A 17,181-nucleotide genomic window follows, 5' to 3' on the forward strand; every position below is an offset into this window, starting at 1 on the left:
TTCATGAAAAATTTTATCGTTTTTATTGCAGTGGTATTTTTAGGTTTGTTCCTGGCTCTTTTGAACCGCACGGAAACAAATACTTCCGCGGGGTCGATGCCGACGTTGCGTGTTTTTGGTTATTCTTCCTTTACGGGAAAATTTGGCCCGGGTCCGTCTTTGAAGACGGAGTTTGAAAAGTCCTGTAACTGCAAACTGGAATTTATCGAGGGCAGTGACTCTGGAATTTTACTTCAACGTTTGAAAATTGAAGGTGAAAGTTTGGGAGCTGACTTGGTGATCGGCCTTGATCAGTTCGATATTTCCAAAGCAACAGCGGAACACCAATGGCGAAAAATGAATTTGGGTGATTTGAACGTCTATGACGTGGTGAAACCCGCTTTAGCGAATAAATTCTTTGTCCCTTATGACTGGGGCGCTTTGACCTTTGTGATGCGCACAGGGGAGCTTAAGAAAACTCCAGCAAAAATTGATGATCTTTTGGACCCTGAACTGACCAAGAAAATTTCTTTGGAAGATCCTCGCACCAGCTCGCCAGGAATGCAGTTCCTGTATTGGTTGGTGAAATCAAAAGGCGAGGAAGAGGCTTTTCAATTTTTGCAAAAGTTGATGCCACAGGTTCACAGCTTTTCTCCGACCTGGTCCGCAGCGTATGGGCTTTTCACTAATAAGCAGACGAAACTTGCTTACTCTTATGTGACATCGCCGCTTTATCATGAAATCGAAGAGAAAAAGAAAGACTATCAAGCCATCGTCTTCGCTGAGCCCTTGCCTGTGCAGTTTGAATTCATGGGTATTCCTGAATTTTGCCGTCACTGCGAGCTTGCTGAAAAATTTGTGAATTTGATGCTTTCTCCGGCTGGCCAAAAAATCATTATGGAAAAGAACTATATGATGCCCGTGATGAAGGGCGTTCGCGATGGAACTCCTTTCGCGACGGTACCTGAATATAAATCCGTCCCTGGATTTGAAATCCTGCCGACGGCCGAAGTGGACCGCCTGTTAAAACGTTGGACTGAAGTTCGCCGAGGCAATCTCAATTGAGTTTGCGTAAACTTCTTCGCCTAGCTCTGGTTGTATTTCTGCTGTTTCCGTTTCTGTTTCTGCTAACGCAGTTCAGACCTCAGGAACTGCCGGATATGGCCGAGCTGTGGTGGGCTTTTAAAAATACTTTCATTCAAGCTTTGCTTTCTTCGGTATGCTCACTGTTTTTGGGAATCTGGGCTTCGTTTGGGATTTTGAATTTTCCGCCAGGCAAAAGCCGCCTGCGCCTGGTTTTGGAAGTGGCGTGCCTGGTTCCAAACTTTTTACCACCACTCTTTATTCTGCTTTCGGTTTTAAATATCGTGGACCCATTTCCGATGGGAGTTCTGGGAATAGCCTTGGTTCACACAGTGATGAACTTTGGCTTGGTTGCAGTTTTATTCACCAGCATTGTTGAAAGCAAAGTCGGTGGGGTGGCCGAGCTTTCCTATGTTGAGGGCGCGGGCCGTTGGCAGTTTATTTCCAAGGGACTGCTGCCGATGCTTAAGAAAGATCTTTGGCTTTTGGGTTTGTTTATCTTTGTCGTTTGCTTTGGCAGTTTTTCCGTTCCGTTAATTGTCGGTGGTGGCAAGGGCACGACGATTGAAGTTTTGATCTATGAAAAGATCCGCCTGTCCAGTGATTGGGGTGGCGCGGTTTTCCTGGCTGCTTTGCAGTCGTTGTTTATTTTTGGGCTCTCTTTGATCGTGGGTCGCGGCAAAGGCAGCACAGCCACGCGCTATGCAAATTTAAGTTTGCTTCGCACTCGGACTGGGATCGCAATCATTGTTGCCATTTCTTTGATGTATTTAACAGGCTATGTTCAGGGCCTTATCGCGGGCTTTGGAATGATGTCGACGCTGTATGAATACCAGTCAGCATTGGCCTGGAGTTTTGTGGGAAGTATTCTGATTGGGATGACTGTCGGAATTTTCTGTTATGCCGGTTTGATGCTAATCGCCTTTTGCTGGCCAAAACCCTGGTTCGACAAATTTTTGAATGGATATGTGGCGCCTAGCACGTCGTTGGCTTGTTTTTGCCTGCTGATTTTAAGTCCCAATGAAGGTATCTTTCCGTTTATTAAAATACCTGTCGCGCTGGTACTTCTTAGTTTGAACGGCTTGTTTCGCATGGGCTGGGACAGTGAGCTGCGCTCCTTGGATTCTCAATTGAATGTGGCGTATGCGATGGGGGCGTCCCCGGTGCTAATTTTTAAAGAGGTCATGTTTCCGCAGATTTCTGCCAAGGCAGGAGTGCTTGCGGGCATTGGTGCTGTATGGGCTTGTGGAGATTTTGCGGTTTCACGTATTCTGGCGCATCGTGATTTAAGTATTGCGATGATGACGGAAACTTTGATGTCGAGTTATCGCCTGAATCAGGCAACGGTTTTAAGTCTTTTGATTATCGTTGCCGGAATAATTTGTTTTGCTTTGTGTGTGGGGGGAAGTCGTGTCCTTCGTCGAAAATTTACGCCGTGATTATGGTGACTTCAAAATTGATATTCCTCGTTGGGAGATCCTGGATCAGGGAGTGACCGTATTGTCAGGTCCTTCCGGCTCTGGAAAAACCACCGCTTTTAGAATGCTTTTGGGATTGGAAGATTGCCCAGGAATGAAGTGGACCTTTGATGGTCAGGATTTGGCGAAACTGAAAACTCCAGATCGCCGATTGGGCGTTGTGTTTCAAACCTTGGATTTGTTTCCCCATATGACAGCCCGGGAGAATATCTTGTTTGCGGCCCGTGCGCGCGGAATTCCCGAAGAAAAAGTCAGAACTCGATTAAAAGACCTGACTCAAAGTTTGAAAATGGAGTCTTTTCTGGATCGTTCTGCTTCGATTATTTCCGGCGGCGAAAAACAGCGTGTCGCCATCGCCAGAGCATTGATGGGTGAGCCACGTCTGCTTCTATTGGATGAGCCATTTTCAGCCTTGGACCAGGAACTTCGTGAAGACAGTCGTCGCCTAGTTAAAGCGGTGATAGAGGCTGAAAAAATTCCGACCCTTTTGGTCACTCATGATCCAAAAGATATCGAAGTCCTTGCGAATAAGGTGTTCTATATCCGCAACGGATCGATTATTTCTGAAAGCTAATTAGATGGTGTAGCGCTGAACCATTTCAAGCAGTGCTGTTTTCTTAACGGGCTTGGTTAGGTGTTCTGTGCATCCAGCATCCAGAGATTTCTGAATATCTTCAGCCATGGCATTCGCACTCACTGCGATGATTGGGACCGGTTTGTGGTGATTGGTCTTTTCCCATTCGCGAATCTTGCGAGTAGCAACATAGCCATCCATCACCGGCATTTGAATGTCCATCAGGATAATATCAAAGTTTCCATGCGTGGCTTTTTCAACGGCGACGGCACCGTTTTCTGCCTGCACGATATCAAATGGGAATTTCTTTAAATACGTCAATAACAAGAAGCGGTTGTCTTCGGTGTCGTCGACAATCAGGATGCGACCGTTACGGCTGATATTCTGCGCGATTTGCGGAATTCCTTTTGATTCTTCAAATGGACGAGGTGCTTCCACCACGGAATCTGTCGGGATATAAGGAACTGTAAAGGCGAAAGTGCTTCCCTGGTTCTCGCGGCTTTCAAACCAGATTTTACCACCCATGAGCTCCACTAAGTTTTTCGAAATCGTCAGTCCTAAGCCGCTGCCCCCGAATTTACGAGTGATTGAGCTGTCGGCCTGAACGAAGTTTTGGAACAAAAGATGCTGCTTGTCCTTAGGGATACCTGTACCGGTATCGCGAATTTGGAATAGAACATTCTTTTTAGTCTCGTCTTCAAACTCTGCTGTGACAGCGATCTCTCCAGATTGAGTGAATTTGATCGCATTCCCGATCAAATTAAACAGGATCTGACGTAAACGTGTTGGATCCCCGATGATGTGCGATCGTTCGCCATCCAGATTCACGGTAAGATGGAAATCCAGATTTTTCTCGGCTGCTTTTTGTTTCAAGATGTCGCAAATATTTTTCGTCGTTGCAATCAAATCGAAGGCGATTTTCTCGATACGAACTTCGCGGGCTTCGATTTTTGAGATATCCAAAATATCATTGATCAAGGAAAGAAGATTTTCACCGGCGTTCGCGCAAACTTGAACCAATTGCGCCTGCTCCGGTTTTAAATCCGATTCTGAAAGAATATCTGTGATACCGATAATCGCATTCAGCGGGGTGCGGATTTCATGGGACATACGCGCCAAGAATTCCGACTTGGCCTGAGATGCTTTGACCGCTTGCTCACGGGCTTGAATCAGGGCTTGCTCGCTTTGGATACGATCTGTGATATCTGTTCCGACGAACACGAAAGTCAGATCTTTCGAAGTTCTGTTCGGCAAAGCCGCCCAGTTCATCAGAATAGGAATACGGTGTCCATCAACGTTCGTGATCTCGGCCTGGATACTGTGGCGGGTTTGTAAAAGCCAGGTGTAGTTTTTAAATTCTGGCTGGGCATGAATTAGATTTTTTAAATCCACCTGAGAAACTTGATTAGGGGAAAGTCCCAAAAGTTTCAAAGCATACTCATTGGCCTGAGAAATCATGTAAGACGACTGGCGCCAGTCATCATGGTGGATGACTTTTACGATGAAAAGGAAGGCTTTGATGGATTGAATAACGCTATCCAGGAATTCCTTGGATACGGTCGTGGTCTCGAGACGATCCGCCAACTGATTGTACTTGGTAACCAGCATCCCGATTTCATCACGGGACTGGTAATTGATTTTTTGAGTCAGGTTACTCGTACCAAGTTTTTCCAGGCGATCTGTCAAAAGCTGAATCGGTTCGACCACTTTTCCGGTCGCTGCGAACGTCGCAAAGAAGAACAGGATAAAGATCAGGACGGCAGCCGCACTCGATGCAATTGCGATACGGTCTAAAACCGCAAAGGCTTCGCTCTCGTCAATTTTGGTTTGAATGTACCAAAGCTCACCATTCGGAAGATAGATCTTACCGATAGAACGAATGACTTTTTGATTACGATAGTCCGTTCCCAGTTCCCGCACCTCGCTGAGGTTTTCAATTTTCTTGATGTCCTCGTCACCGCGGTTGCTGGCAGGCGTGTTTGTTGGTGGTTGTGGACCTTCGACATCTTCTGTACGGAAGCGACCGGTATTACGCAAGCTCCAGTCTTCGCCGTAAATCAGCGTTTCACCAGTTTGACCCATACCATGTGTCGCCCAGGCAAAGTTATCACTGGTAATACGATCGATTTCAGAGATGGAAATCTTGATAACCACGGCTCCCAGAAATTTTCCGCTGCGGATAATAGGCGAGGCGACATAGCCCGTCGTGAATTTGACACTGACCGGATCTTTTTCGAAATCCAGAAACAGCGTGGAGCCTTCTTGTGCTTTTTGGGCCCAGTTGAATAGATCTTTGAGTTTTGCTGTGCCCGGTGTTTCATCGAATACGGAAATACCATCATCGAAGTCTTTACGAGTGGTGTACAGAACTCGACCTTCGGGATCGATCAAAGCCATGTCGTAAATATTGAAATCCAAAACGTAGTTGTCCAATAAGCGGCGGAATTCTGGAAAAGATTCTGCGCTGGAAGATTGCAAAAGGTTATCGGTCAGCTCGTGGGACGAAATCAGGTTGATCGCCATCTGCAAATCGCGGAAGTAATTTTCAATGGCTGTGGTTTTTGCGATACGGATTTGTGTCAGACGTTCATAGGTGCTGTCGACGATTGTTGACTCCACGATTTTCAAACCGATCAAAGCAACGACAAAGGTGGCCAAAAACACCGACACGAGATTAAAAAGGAAAATTCTTAAACGTAAAGTCACCTTAGTATCAGTGATACAGAGTGAATCCAGATCAATCAACGAGTAGTTATTTGTCCCTCTGAAAACAGGTCGTTTTTCTATGGTTGTTAGATTTTTGTAACGGGGATGACGCACGCCAATTTTGCCACTGCAGACAAAACGTTCTCAGATAGTAATTTGTCTTTTGTCTACGGAAGTGAAATTTTGAGCAAGTATGGTTATTACTAAATAATCATTGGGCGAGGAGGCACCGTGAAAATGAAAACCGCAGGCAAATTACTAAGCACTATGGTGTTTATTCTTCACTTCTCAGCGTGTGCCCAAACGAAGGTCATGGAAGGTGATGCGGAATTGTTGTCGCCGACGATTTATTTTAAGCCCACGGTGCATTTTGATGCCGCCAAATGCACTCAAGAGCAGCTTAAAGATATGCTAACACCCGATGGAAAAATTTTGACCACGATTTGCTCCAAGGATTTTGACCGATGTTTGATAGAGGGTTCTTGCTTTGTTGATAAAGCGGGCTCCGTGAGATCGTTTAACTATCACTCACGGGTAAAAGACATCCCTCGATTTGTGGAAGTGGACCTGCGCAAATGTCCATTCGGTTACGGAGTGAACTCCACTTGTTTAGATCCCTATTATACTATCGCTGCGGACCTTTCGATTTACAAAGTTGGAGATGTGGTTTTTGTACCACGCCTAGTAGGTGCGCCGATGCCTGATGGCAGTACTCATGATGGCTACGTCGTGATTCGTGATCGTGGCGCACGGATCTTGGGACAGGGAAGATTTGATTTCTTTACCGGTTTTTATAATCATGCGGACAAAGACAACATCATTGCTCGTTTAGGCTTTGGTGATCCCTATGCGCGCTTTGATTATCGACTGGCGACTCCTGAAGAAGCAGCGGCCACTCGAGAACGTCGGGGGTACCCTGGTTTAAAAAACGTCGTCGTCATTCGGGCTCTCGAGACAATCTCTACTCTCTCCCGCACAAAGACCTCAGATTCTGAACATGAATAACTAAAACTTCTTTGGCTTTGTGTAACATAAGCATTTGAGTTTTATAGACATTTACCTACCTAGGTCCAGGTGTTCCTAGACCTTTGTCGAAAAAAAATTCTTAACCAATTGCCAATAAAATCAGGCACTTTCGGTGGTCCCTAAAAAATTCCTAGACCTAGGTCTAAAGTTTCCTAGACCTTCGTCGATAAGTTATTCGTAACACGTTAGGGCTTCCGCGGACCTCTCCTCAAAAAAGATCTCCCGGACAAAGTCTCCTGCAAACATGGTCAGTCACCCATGCTGCGGGAGACCTGCTCCAACTTAAAAATATTTGTATTTAAAAATTTAAAGTTTTTTGAACGAAACAAACAATCGATCATAGTACGTTGTCGGGTTCAAAGGTGTTCTGCAGGTAAGTGGTGCGACCACAGTGCAATCTTTATCCCTCAAAAAAACAGCGTCTTATGATCCAAACATATCCCGAGGAGGAATGTAATGGGCTTAAGAATTGCGACAAATACAGCGTCTATCGCTGCTCAGCGTGTATTGTCCACGCAACAAAAAAGAACTGAGCACTCTGCTCAAGCTCTTGCTTCAGGTTCCCGTATCGTAAATGCTGCTGACGACGCCGCAGGTTTGGCGATCTCAGAAAACTTCAAAGGACAATTAAAAGGTATTGCTGCCGCGAGAAATAACGCGAACAACGCGATTTCCTTTGCGCAAGTAGGTGAGGGTGGTCTGAATGAGATCTCCAATATCCTGATTCGTTTGCGTGAGCTAGGAGTTCAATCCGCTTCCGATACTATCGGTGAAACAGAGCGTGGATTCCTAAATAAAGAGACCCAACAACTTCTCCAAGAGGCCGATCGTATTGCCAAGACCACAGTGTTTGGTAATCGTAAACTTCTCGATGGATCTGGCGGTGAGCTGGAGTTCCAAGTCGGCGCCAATGCCGGAGATGATAATATGATTAAAGTAACCTTCGATGCCGATGCTTCTGCAAGTAATCTTGGTATCGACGGAATCGATATGGACTCGAAAAGTGGAGCCCGCTCTTCATTAGAAGATATCGATAAAGCTCTGGTGAAAGTCAGTGAGATGCGCGCCGGCTTCGGTGCGACCCAATCACGACTGGAATCCACAGTAAGTAACTTAGATATTTCCTACGAGAATTTGTCTGCTGCGAACTCTCGTATCCGTGACACAGATATCGCAAAAGAAACGTCAGAAATGGCCTCTGCCAACATTCTGCAAAACACAGCGGTATCGGTTCTGGCTCAAGCCAATCAGCTACCAAACGTAGCTATGAAACTAGTTGGCTAATAGAAAGTAGAACCTCGTTTATATAAAATAAAGTTCCTTCAAGTTGCGAGGGGGACTCCGGGATAAATCTCCCTCTGGAGTAGTCGCCCACAAAAACTACTTCATTTCAGCCCACCCACGGGGCCCTCTAGAGGGTCTCGTGGGATTTTGCGTTTTGGGGTTCGGGCCGGTCATTGCCCTGCACGGCGGGCGAATGAAAAAGGCTCGATTGCTGCGTTGTCGGCGTCGAACTTGCTCTCCGGCGTACTTGGAGTACGCCTACGTGGCAGCTCGTCACCTCCGCCTTGCACTCGAACCTTTTTGATTCGCCTTTGCTAGATTCGAACTTCTTTTGGCTTGCGCCTTCGTCGCTCGCTTCCTTCCTTCCTTCCTTCCTTCCTTCCTTCCTTCCTTCCTTCCTTCCTTCAATCAGTTGTTCCAGAGTTCTATTAGTTGTTCTTGGGTTAGGCCTCTTAGGCGGGTTTTTGAGTAGGGGCGGCCGTTGGCTTCGCATTCGTTTAGTTGGATGTAGTTTCGTACTATTTGATAGGGTTTGAAGCCCTTTACGATCCGGGTGAATGGACGATATTTCCAGATCTTTTCTCTTCTGTCTTTTTTACCTTCGTTCGTGGTTTCGGGGGTATCGGTCATGTTCTGAGCGAATTGTCCTGGCAGCACCCGGAGGAAGCTTTGGAGTTTGGAGCGGCGGCTTCCACGGATTAATAGATGAACATGGTCGTTTTGAATCGAAAACTGCTCGATCTTAATAAAGAACTTCAGGGAATATCTTTTAATTAGAGCTGTCATCAGTTTGAAAGCATATCGATTGCGGAGGCCGCCACGGACTGTCGATTTGTTGATCTTTAGTACTAAATGAATCGGATCCTTTGTGGATAGGGGGCGCGATCCTCTTCCTTTTGATGTCTTTCGTAAGGTGCCCCCGTGACAGTAGCGATGTTGCCAAGGAACTGTGAGTGATAGAAAAGATGGTTGTTTCATCATGACCGATACCCCCAGGGATGAAAGGGTAGGATGCAATTCTTGGGAGAGGATCAAATGCACTGTCTTTTATAGAAATCATTGCGTGGTCCGAGTGACGGAAAGTTCCACGAACAGCATATTATGACGACATTATTGCTTTCAGATCTAAATTCTCGTTCATTCTGACAAAGTTTCGTCATGACCGGTACCCTCCCTCAGTAGCCCTCGAATCATTTGCACGACACCTCAATATATTCGTTCAAAGTCAGGCGGCGACTTCGTGCATTCGCGCTAAGCTCCTCCATGAGTTCCTGTATTCCCAATAATTTTGTAGTTCAATCGAGAAACGTTTCCTCTTCATTCACAGAATAATGTCTTTTCATTCTGCAGTTCTTACGTCTTGAAGTTGCTTCACTCGAGAATCGCTCCATGTGAAGTACTTCACTTCTTCTTATCTAAATGTCTTGGGATCACTTTGCTTTCCAAAGGTCTGTTAGACGTTTGTGGCGTCGGGGATTTTCCTGGACCTTGGTATTGAAAAAAACGCGAGGAAGGGCTGGTTTTCAATACGAAGGTCTAGTTGAAGCTAGATGATGGTCTAGTTTTACAGGACGCGACTAAAGCCTTTCCAGACCTCGCCGAAAGGTATGTCAGAAGCAACGACGATACCGAAGTCGAAAGTACTTGAGAGCTTCGAAGGGTGTGACTGCCTGACGAAAACTCGATTGCAGGGTACCGAGACCAACGTAGAGTCCCGACGTGTTAAACCGGTCAGCCTAAGTAGGTATAAGGCGGCCAAATATTTATGGGGGTCCCAAATGGGAATGAGAATTTCAACTAATATCGCAGCGGTAAATGCACAAAGAACTCTACAAGGTTCTCAACGTGTTATCGGTAAATCCATGGAGCAATTGTCTTCTGGATCGCGCATCAACAAAGCTGCAGATGATGCTGCCGGCTTGGCAATCTCTGAAGGTATGAAGTCGCAAATCAGATCTTACAGCCAAGCACAACGAAATGCGAATGATGGTATCTCAATGGTGCAAACTGCTGAGGGTGGTTTGTCTGAAGTTTCCAACATCTTAACTCGTATGCGTGAGTTGGGAGTACAAGCTTCTTCTGATACTATCGGTGATACAGAGCGTGGCTTCCTTGATAAAGAGGTTCAACAATTGAAAGCTGAGTCTCAACGTATCACTCAATCTACTAAATTTGGTACTACTAAACTACTTGATGGTTCTGGCGACAAGTATGACTTCCAAGTAGGTATCGGTAATGATGACTTTGCGGACCGTATCTCCTTCAACGCAGGTGAGACAGACGCAACAACAGCTTCTCTAGGTATTGACGGTTTCGATTTCAGCTCTAAAGCGGGTGCTCAAGAAGCTCTTGAGAAAATCGACAGCGCTCAAACTAAAGTGAACGGTTATCGCGCAAATCTTGGTGCCCTTCAAAATCGTCTGACATCAACTGTCGACAACTTGGGTGTGCAACATGAGAACATTTCTGCCGCGAACTCTCGTATCCGTGATACAGACATCGCAGCAGCTTCAGCTGACCAAGCAAAAAACCAAGTGTTGCTACAAGCTAACACGAGTGTTCTTGCTCAGGCGAACCAAATGCCGGGCGCAGCATTGAAACTAATTGGCTAATTAATAAAAGTTTGACCTGGGAGAGCGCCTCCGTGCTCTTCCGGTACCAACCTACCCAGGGAAAGTTTTATGATAGTTTTCCCTGGGGTACTTAGAGAGGGGACTTGGGAATAGCCTAAAGTCCAGCTGTTTAAGTTTAGTCAAAAAATGCCGATAAGATCCTCATGAATATCAAAGGATTGATTCCCACCATACAGCCAAGCGATGTGAAGTCGATAGACCGAACGGGCCGGGCGATTCAATCCGACAGTGCCCACGATCGAGACGCCAACGGGCAAGAATCCTATCAACAGCAACAACAAGAACAGAAACCGCCGATGTCAGAGGAGCAACTTGAAGCTTCGATGGAACATCTGCGTAAACTTCCTGCTTTCAAGGAGCACCGATGGACGGTGGAACTTGAAGATATTGGCGGGGAGAATTTCGTTATGGTCAGAGACAATCTTGGTACTTTGATTCGTCGTATTCCCGAAGCAGAATTGTGGACTTTACCAAGTGATGATTCTCCTCGTGGCCAACTCCTAAAACGTTCCGCTTAACTGGACATCAAAGCCGGCGGCTTTGCGATCTCTTCATAATTTTAAATCCGAATAGCATTTGATTCCCAGCTTCTGGTCCAGCTCCAGAGGGGGATGTCAAAATTTATCCTGCTTATATTGCAGCAGACACTTAAATCCGCAGCCACTGGGCCTTTCGACGGACATTTAATTGACTCACGTTCACTGTATGAATTTGAGACGATTGTTTCATGGCAGGAATACGAATTACAGGCATGGCCTCTGGGCTACCACCAAATATCGTCGAGCAGCTGATGGAAGCTGAGCGTATTCCTGTGAAGCAGATGGAAACTAAGAAGACCGAGAAGGATGAAAAGCTTAAGCTTGTAAAAGATCTCGAGAGCAAGGTTTTGGATATTAATAAAAACCTTTCCGATCTGACGAATGTGCGCGGTTTTGCGGATAAGAAATTTACTTCAAGTGATACGTCCGTTGTGGACGGTCAACTTGATCCGAATAACGCGGTACCAGGTGAGTACTCGGTTGAAGTAGTTTCGCTTGCGGAAAAGCCGGCAGCTATTTCCAACGGCTTTCCTGATAAAAATGAAACGCAAATTGGTACGGGATATATAAAGTTTGAAACGCCCGAAGGCACTAAGGAAGTTTACATCACAGGGAAGAATTCGACTCTGGAGGGTGCCGCGAATCAGATTAATAACGCTGACGTGGGTTTGAAAGCTCAGGTTCTTGAGGATCGTAAAGATAAAGAGAACCCGTTTAAACTTTTGGTTTCAGGGATGGCGACTGGTGATGACCACCAGGTGACATTCCCAAAAATCTATCTCTTGGATGGCGATCAGGACATGTACTTTGATCAGTCCCGCGCTTCTAAGAATGCGAAAGTGAAAGTTGACGGCTTTGAAATCGAGCTTCCGGAGAATAAAGCCAAAGATTTGATTCCAGGCGTGGTGCTGGATTTGAAATCTGCAGCTCCAGGTAAAACGATTCACATGACGGTGAAGGAAAACCTGGAAGCCATTGGTGGCAAAGTAAAAGGTTTCGTTGATGCCTATAATGCGGCTTTGGGTTTTATCCAAAAGCAGCATCAGCTCCAGGGCGGTGAAAAAGGCGGAAATCCTAAGCTGGGGCCTCTGGGTGGTGATGGACTATTAAGGACGATTGAAAGTTCGTTGCGTAGTGCGATTTTGAATCCGGTGCAAGGGGTGGAATCACCTATTCGTCAGATCAATGAGATGGGCATCACGTTTAATCGAAACGGGATGCTGGAGTTGAACCAGGATAAGTTCAACAAAGTACTGAATTCAAATCCGGTGGGCGTTGCTGCATTTTTCCGCGGCGACGGCTTTAAAACGGGTTTTGCCAATGTGATTAAGCAGACCGTTCAAAGTTTAACGAACGGTGAGTACGGTGGCTTGGCCAACCGTAAAAGAGGACTCGAGTCGCAGATCAAACAAATTGATCAGCGTATCGATAACAAAGAACGACAGTTAGAGAAAAAGGAAGATGGGCTTCGTCAGAAGTTTGCCAACCTGGAAACTAAGATGTCGGAAATGCAGGCTCAGCAGGCGAAGTTCGCAGCGATGGCCCGCCAGGGTGGATAGTTAGTTTAATAAGCTAAGTGAACGTTGAACGGTCAGGAACCAAAGAGGAAACGATGAACAAGAACGCGTATCAGAAATACAAACAGACTTCAGTGCAAAGTGCCAGCAAGGAAAAGATCCTTTTGATGCTTTATGAGGGTGCTATCAAGTTTACCAAACTTGCCGTCAAAGCTATTGAAGAGAAAAAGATCGCGGATCGTGGGCAGAATATCGGCAGAGCCTTCGATATCATCATGGAATTAAACAATACTCTTGATCATAAAGTCGGCGGCGACGTGGCAAACCAGCTGGAACAACTTTATATGTTCATGATGGAACAATATACCAAAGCGAACATCAGCGGAGACGCAGCACCACTTCATGCGAATTTGAAGTTGCTAAATACTTTGTATGATGGCTGGGTGCAAGCCGTAGAAAAACTCAAAAAAGAATCAGACGACGGAAAGAAAGCGGGTTAATACCATGGAGGGTAACGTGACCAGAATCATCAGCCTGTTGAACGAAAAAAATCATTACCTCGAAAAGTTCTATTCATTGAACGAGGTGGAACTTGCGAACTTCGCGCAAGGTTTGTTCGACAATTTGCAGAGCTTTTATCAGACGCGTGAGAAAATTCTGGATGTTCTTAAGTATGTAGACTCGCAAATCGACAGAGCTCAGAACGAAATGAGCGCTGATACTGTTATGGTGCAGAGCGATCGCCAGCAGATCAAAGAAGCTTTAACGATTAAGGACGAATACGTCTCTCGCATTATCGAGCAAGATATCCAAGTGTTGGCTTGCATCGAGATGGCAAAAAATTCCATCATCCGCGAGTTGCAGGATGTTCGTCGCAACCGTAAAGCAATTGGTGGCTATAAATCCAAGATCTTCACCCAGCGTTTGGACGAAGAAGCCTAGACTAGGCAATTTTTTCCCGACAAAAAGCTGACGGCAAGGACGGTCTGGGAGTCAAACTCCTGAGCTGAACTTGCCTCAACTTGAAATAATCGCATCTTTAGACTTGGCATCTGTGTTGCTCTTCTGTTTCTTCGGAGGAGATCCATGCAGATGTTGGAAAATCAGTTCGTTCAAAAGTCCAGTGAAAATACCGAAGTGAATACTTCAGTTGAGAACTTTCAGGAAAGCTCTGGAAGAGTCTATTTCGATTCTGTGCAAGCACTCGCTGACTTTGAATCAGAAACCACAAATAACAAAACACAAATGAATACCGACCCCCGTGTTTCCAAGTATCTGCAAAATGCAGATGTGCTTAGCAAACATGGTGAGTACAACCTTGCCCTGAATCTGTTGCGCCAAGCATGTAACATCGATTCAAAAAATTCTGCGACACTGAGTATGTTGTCTCGTTGTCTTGAAAAAATCGGAAAGCATGATGAAGCCCTGGTCGCATTGAATGCCTGGAATAAGGTGGACTATGGCTTTGAAAGCCTGGCTTGGTTGGCTCACGCTCTGTATAGAATGGGCCGTGATGAACAAGCTTTGGAAAAATACTTTGAAGCATTGTCAGTGTTGACTGAGGAAGATGATCAGCTTTTCGAAGTATATAAAAACATGGGTAATATCTATGTTCGTCAGGGCGACTTCGACGGCGCCGAGGAATACTACAACAAAGCTTATACTATTAATACAACATCCGATGTGTTGTTGGTGAATTTCGGAACATTGGAAGTGCAACGCGGGGACTTTGATAAATCTTTGTACTGCTTCCGCAAAGCTGTTGAAATCAATCCTCAGAATGACAAAGCGTGGGTAGGCTTAGCGATGGTTCATCACCAATTCGGTGACTCAGAACTGGCTTGGGCAAATATCGACGCCGCTCTGGATATCAATAAGAAAAATCGTACAGCGGTTCACTTGGCTGCCAACTGGGGTCTGCGCGATCGCCAATTGCAAAAGGCCATCGAAGCTTTGGAAGAATATTTGGCTCAAGTAGAGCAAGATGAAGATATGTCTTTGGTTTTAATTAATTTGTTCTGCACGGCAAGCCAAATGGATCAAGCATTGCTCGAGATCGAACGTGTTCTTTTGTGGAACCCCGATCACCGCGAAGTTAGAGATCTTAAAAAGAAAATCACACCCTCAGTAAAGGCAGCATAAAATGTCTATGATCACTTTCTCAGAAAACCATGAGTCGTCCCTTATTTCTTTCGAGGCGGGTACGCCGCTTGCGAATATCACTCAACCTCGTGAGGAAGCTTTGAAGTGGGCTTACTCTTTGGGGCCTATTCCTTCTTCTCATGTTGTGGTGATCGGTTTGGGTTCAGGCTTTCATATTGAAGCCTTGGCGGACTTGGATCAGGACGTGCAAATCACAGTGGTTGATTCCCGTGCCTCATTGATTCCAGTTTTCAGATCTCAATTTCCTGAATTAGCAGAGCGCGTGCAAATCGTGATCGCTGATAATGTTCAGGAATTGATGAAAAATGATATTTATGCAGACGTGGTTGCGACACGCGCTTACGTGGTTTCTTTCAGAGAATCTTGGGGCGAGCAGATGGATCTGTTCTCCGAGTTCTTTGGTCACTTGACGGGGCGTACGGTTGAAGCCGTGAAATACCACCTTCAAGATCTGCAAATGAACATGAAGTCTTTGTACTTCCAAAACACAACTCTTCTTTCGATCAAGGATATCTTGCCGGTAGTTGAGGGGTCCCAGGTAGCAGAAGAAAAAAAGCAAATCTTCCGTATGCTGGGAGAATTGGTAAAATAGAATGAAGATACTGGTCGTCTCGCTTTTACGTCTGGGAGATATTATTCAGCAGCAACCTCTTTTAAAGGCGTTGCGTGAAAAGAATCCTCAGGCGCAAATCCATTTGTTAATCAATCGTCAGTTCTCTCACGTAGAGGGATTGCTGACTGGTTTAGTTGATAAGTATCACTTTTTTGATCGAGACTTGTTACAACGTGGCCTGGGCGAGGCGTCTTTCAATATCTTGTGGTCTCATCACCAGTTGGATCAATTGGTGCAGACTTTAAATGCCGAAAACTATCAGCAGGTTTTAAACTTCACGCATAATAAGCTCAGTGCTTATTTGTTGGGGGCCTTGCAAGTACCGATGAAAAAAGGCCTTCACCATTCTGAAGGTAAATTCCAAGGATTGGAAAATCCTTGGCTTCGCTATTTCAATGATCGTTTTTCGGGAGTGCAGCCGTCCTTGTTCCATTATGTGGAGCTTTTAGGAAAGTCCTTTGACTTGCCTGTGCAAAAAACCGCGGCCATGCCAGCAGCAAAATCCAAACAGGTTCTGTTTCAATGTCTGACAAGTGATACGAAAAAGAACTGGGGATTGAACAACTTCAAGAAGCTTAAAGAGACCATCGAATCTTCCCTGGTAGACTATAAAGTGAAGGTTCTTTGCGCTCCCTTTGAAAAAGAATCTCTTAAGGCATATTTTGCAGACTCTGATTTGATCGCTTGCGATTTGATGGGAGCCCGGGAAGTGCTTAAGCAGTCTTGCCTTTTGGTGACTGGTGATACCAGCATCAAGCATTTGGCATCCCAATGGGGCGTGCCAACCGTTGAGATCGTTTTGGGAAGCAGTGACTGGACAAAAACCGCTGCTTATTCTGTGGCGACAGAAATATTGAGTGCGCAGGTACCGTGTGCACCATGTTCGCATTCTCAGGCTTGTTCGCAAAAATCCCAAACTTGTGCGGAACAGATCACTGTGGATCAGGTTTTTGCGGCAGTTTGGGATAAACTAAGCAAAAAGACTTCGGTATCTACGGTTTCGATTCGCGATATTGAAAAAATATCGTGGTCCCTGCAGCTTGATGGCGGCTCACAGTCTCAAGTTTTGAGCTATGCCAGAACTGCTTTGCAATTCTCTGAAACATTCTCCAAAGCAAATTTGAGCCAGGTATTGGTGGAGGCGCGCCGGTTGCAAACTCAATACGACACTTGGTTGCAGGCTTTGGAATCGTCTTTCCCATCCCGTAAGGAAATTGCGGCAAAGACTGTATTGAAAAGCCAGGATATCGGCGAATTTATCCTGACGGCTCAAGATATTGTTAAATCAAAAAAAGATGTGGCTGGGTATTTCCAGTCGGTCGTCGAAAATCTGATGACTCGCTTTTCCAGCACGTTGCAATTTCATGAGAAAATGCAGACAGCTCTTGCGGAAGTTCGCGAACTTCTGCAGTCGCGAGGTCAGTTCATTCACTCTTTAGAAATAGTTCTCAAGGAAGGGGCCTATTATGCAGCAGGAATTGGACAATTATCTATCGATGGCTTTGAAGAGGCTGGAAGAAGCTTACAAAGAGATCGTGAAGACGCAGCCATATAACCAAGAAGCTGAAACAATTAAACTCGTTGCA

15 protein-coding genes are annotated in these 17,181 nt (G+C 45.6%); 13 read left to right on the forward strand and 2 right to left on the reverse strand.

Annotation, left to right across the window (positions count from 1 at the left end):
* The first annotated feature begins 3 nt into the window (after nucleotides 1-3).
* The 3 genes from HW988_RS02700 to HW988_RS02710 are packed head-to-tail and all read left to right on the forward strand — an operon-like array spanning nucleotide 4 to nucleotide 3,114.
* Nucleotides 4-1,044, forward strand: a complete 1,041-nt coding sequence (locus tag HW988_RS02700) for a thiamine ABC transporter substrate-binding protein (RefSeq protein WP_181606113.1) — start codon at nucleotides 4-6, stop codon at nucleotides 1,042-1,044.
* Nucleotides 1,041-2,501, forward strand: coding sequence for an ABC transporter permease subunit (locus tag HW988_RS02705; RefSeq protein ID WP_181606114.1), 1,461 nt, complete (start codon nucleotides 1,041-1,043; stop codon nucleotides 2,499-2,501). The genes HW988_RS02700 and HW988_RS02705 overlap by 4 nt, the downstream gene beginning before the upstream one ends.
* Complete coding sequence (locus HW988_RS02710; protein ID WP_181606115.1) at nucleotides 2,473-3,114, forward strand: ATP-binding cassette domain-containing protein; 642 nt, start codon at nucleotides 2,473-2,475, stop codon at nucleotides 3,112-3,114. The genes HW988_RS02705 and HW988_RS02710 overlap by 29 nt, the downstream gene beginning before the upstream one ends.
* Here the strand turns inward: HW988_RS02710 and HW988_RS02715 are convergent, their stop codons facing one another.
* Nucleotides 3,115-5,778 (reverse strand): ATP-binding protein, encoded by a 2,664-nt coding sequence (locus tag HW988_RS02715; RefSeq protein ID WP_255490307.1) that lies wholly within the window; start codon nucleotides 5,776-5,778, stop codon nucleotides 3,115-3,117.
* 279 nt (nucleotides 5,779-6,057) lie between these two features.
* Here HW988_RS02715 and HW988_RS02720 point away from each other — a divergent pair, with 279 nt between their 5' ends.
* Together HW988_RS02720 and HW988_RS02725 are read left to right on the forward strand one after the other, a co-directional pair.
* Entirely contained in the window at nucleotides 6,058-6,825 is a 768-nt protein-coding gene (locus HW988_RS02720; protein ID WP_181607559.1) for a 3D domain-containing protein, read from the forward strand.
* 477 nt (nucleotides 6,826-7,302) lie between these two features.
* Nucleotides 7,303-8,130: a flagellin gene (locus HW988_RS02725; protein WP_181606116.1), complete on the forward strand. Its 828-nt coding sequence runs from the start codon at nucleotides 7,303-7,305 to the stop codon at nucleotides 8,128-8,130.
* Between the two features lie 408 nt (nucleotides 8,131-8,538).
* Here HW988_RS02725 and HW988_RS02730 read toward each other — a convergent pair whose 3' ends face one another.
* Nucleotides 8,539-9,111: a transposase gene (locus HW988_RS02730; protein WP_181606117.1), complete on the reverse strand. Its 573-nt coding sequence runs from the start codon at nucleotides 9,109-9,111 to the stop codon at nucleotides 8,539-8,541.
* A gap of 797 nt (nucleotides 9,112-9,908) precedes the next feature.
* On the opposite strand from HW988_RS02730, the gene HW988_RS02735 reads away from it, so the two are divergent.
* The 8 genes from HW988_RS02735 (at nucleotide 9,909) to HW988_RS02770 (ending at nucleotide 17,150) form a co-directional block, all read left to right on the forward strand.
* Nucleotides 9,909-10,742, forward strand: coding sequence for a flagellin (locus tag HW988_RS02735; RefSeq protein WP_181606118.1), 834 nt, complete (start codon nucleotides 9,909-9,911; stop codon nucleotides 10,740-10,742).
* 164 nt (nucleotides 10,743-10,906) lie between these two features.
* A complete protein-coding gene (locus HW988_RS02740; RefSeq protein WP_181606119.1) occupies nucleotides 10,907-11,281 on the forward strand; it encodes a hypothetical protein in 375 nt (124 codons plus the stop codon).
* Between the two features lie 209 nt (nucleotides 11,282-11,490).
* Nucleotides 11,491-12,861, forward strand: coding sequence for a flagellar filament capping protein FliD (fliD, locus tag HW988_RS02745; RefSeq protein WP_181606120.1), 1,371 nt, complete (start codon nucleotides 11,491-11,493; stop codon nucleotides 12,859-12,861).
* 53 nt (nucleotides 12,862-12,914) lie between these two features.
* Entirely contained in the window at nucleotides 12,915-13,319 is a 405-nt protein-coding gene (gene fliS, locus HW988_RS02750) for a flagellar export chaperone FliS (protein ID WP_142698901.1), read from the forward strand.
* Between the two features lie 16 nt (nucleotides 13,320-13,335).
* A complete protein-coding gene (locus tag HW988_RS02755; protein ID WP_181606121.1) occupies nucleotides 13,336-13,761 on the forward strand; it encodes a hypothetical protein in 426 nt (141 codons plus the stop codon).
* A 144-nt stretch (nucleotides 13,762-13,905) separates the two neighbouring features.
* Nucleotides 13,906-14,961 (forward strand): tetratricopeptide repeat protein, encoded by a 1,056-nt coding sequence (locus HW988_RS02760; RefSeq protein WP_255490178.1) that lies wholly within the window; start codon nucleotides 13,906-13,908, stop codon nucleotides 14,959-14,961.
* Nucleotide 14,962: 1 nt separating this feature from the next.
* Nucleotides 14,963-15,574, forward strand: coding sequence for a hypothetical protein (locus HW988_RS02765; protein ID WP_181606122.1), 612 nt, complete (start codon nucleotides 14,963-14,965; stop codon nucleotides 15,572-15,574).
* 1 nt (nucleotide 15,575) lies between these two features.
* Nucleotides 15,576-17,150 (forward strand): glycosyltransferase family 9 protein, encoded by a 1,575-nt coding sequence (locus HW988_RS02770; protein ID WP_181606123.1) that lies wholly within the window; start codon nucleotides 15,576-15,578, stop codon nucleotides 17,148-17,150.
* The last annotated feature ends 31 nt before the right edge of the window (nucleotides 17,151-17,181 follow it).

Origin of the sequence: Bdellovibrio sp. KM01, assembly GCF_013752535.1 — a bacterium.
Lineage (GTDB): Bacteria > Bdellovibrionota > Bdellovibrionia > Bdellovibrionales > Bdellovibrionaceae > Bdellovibrio.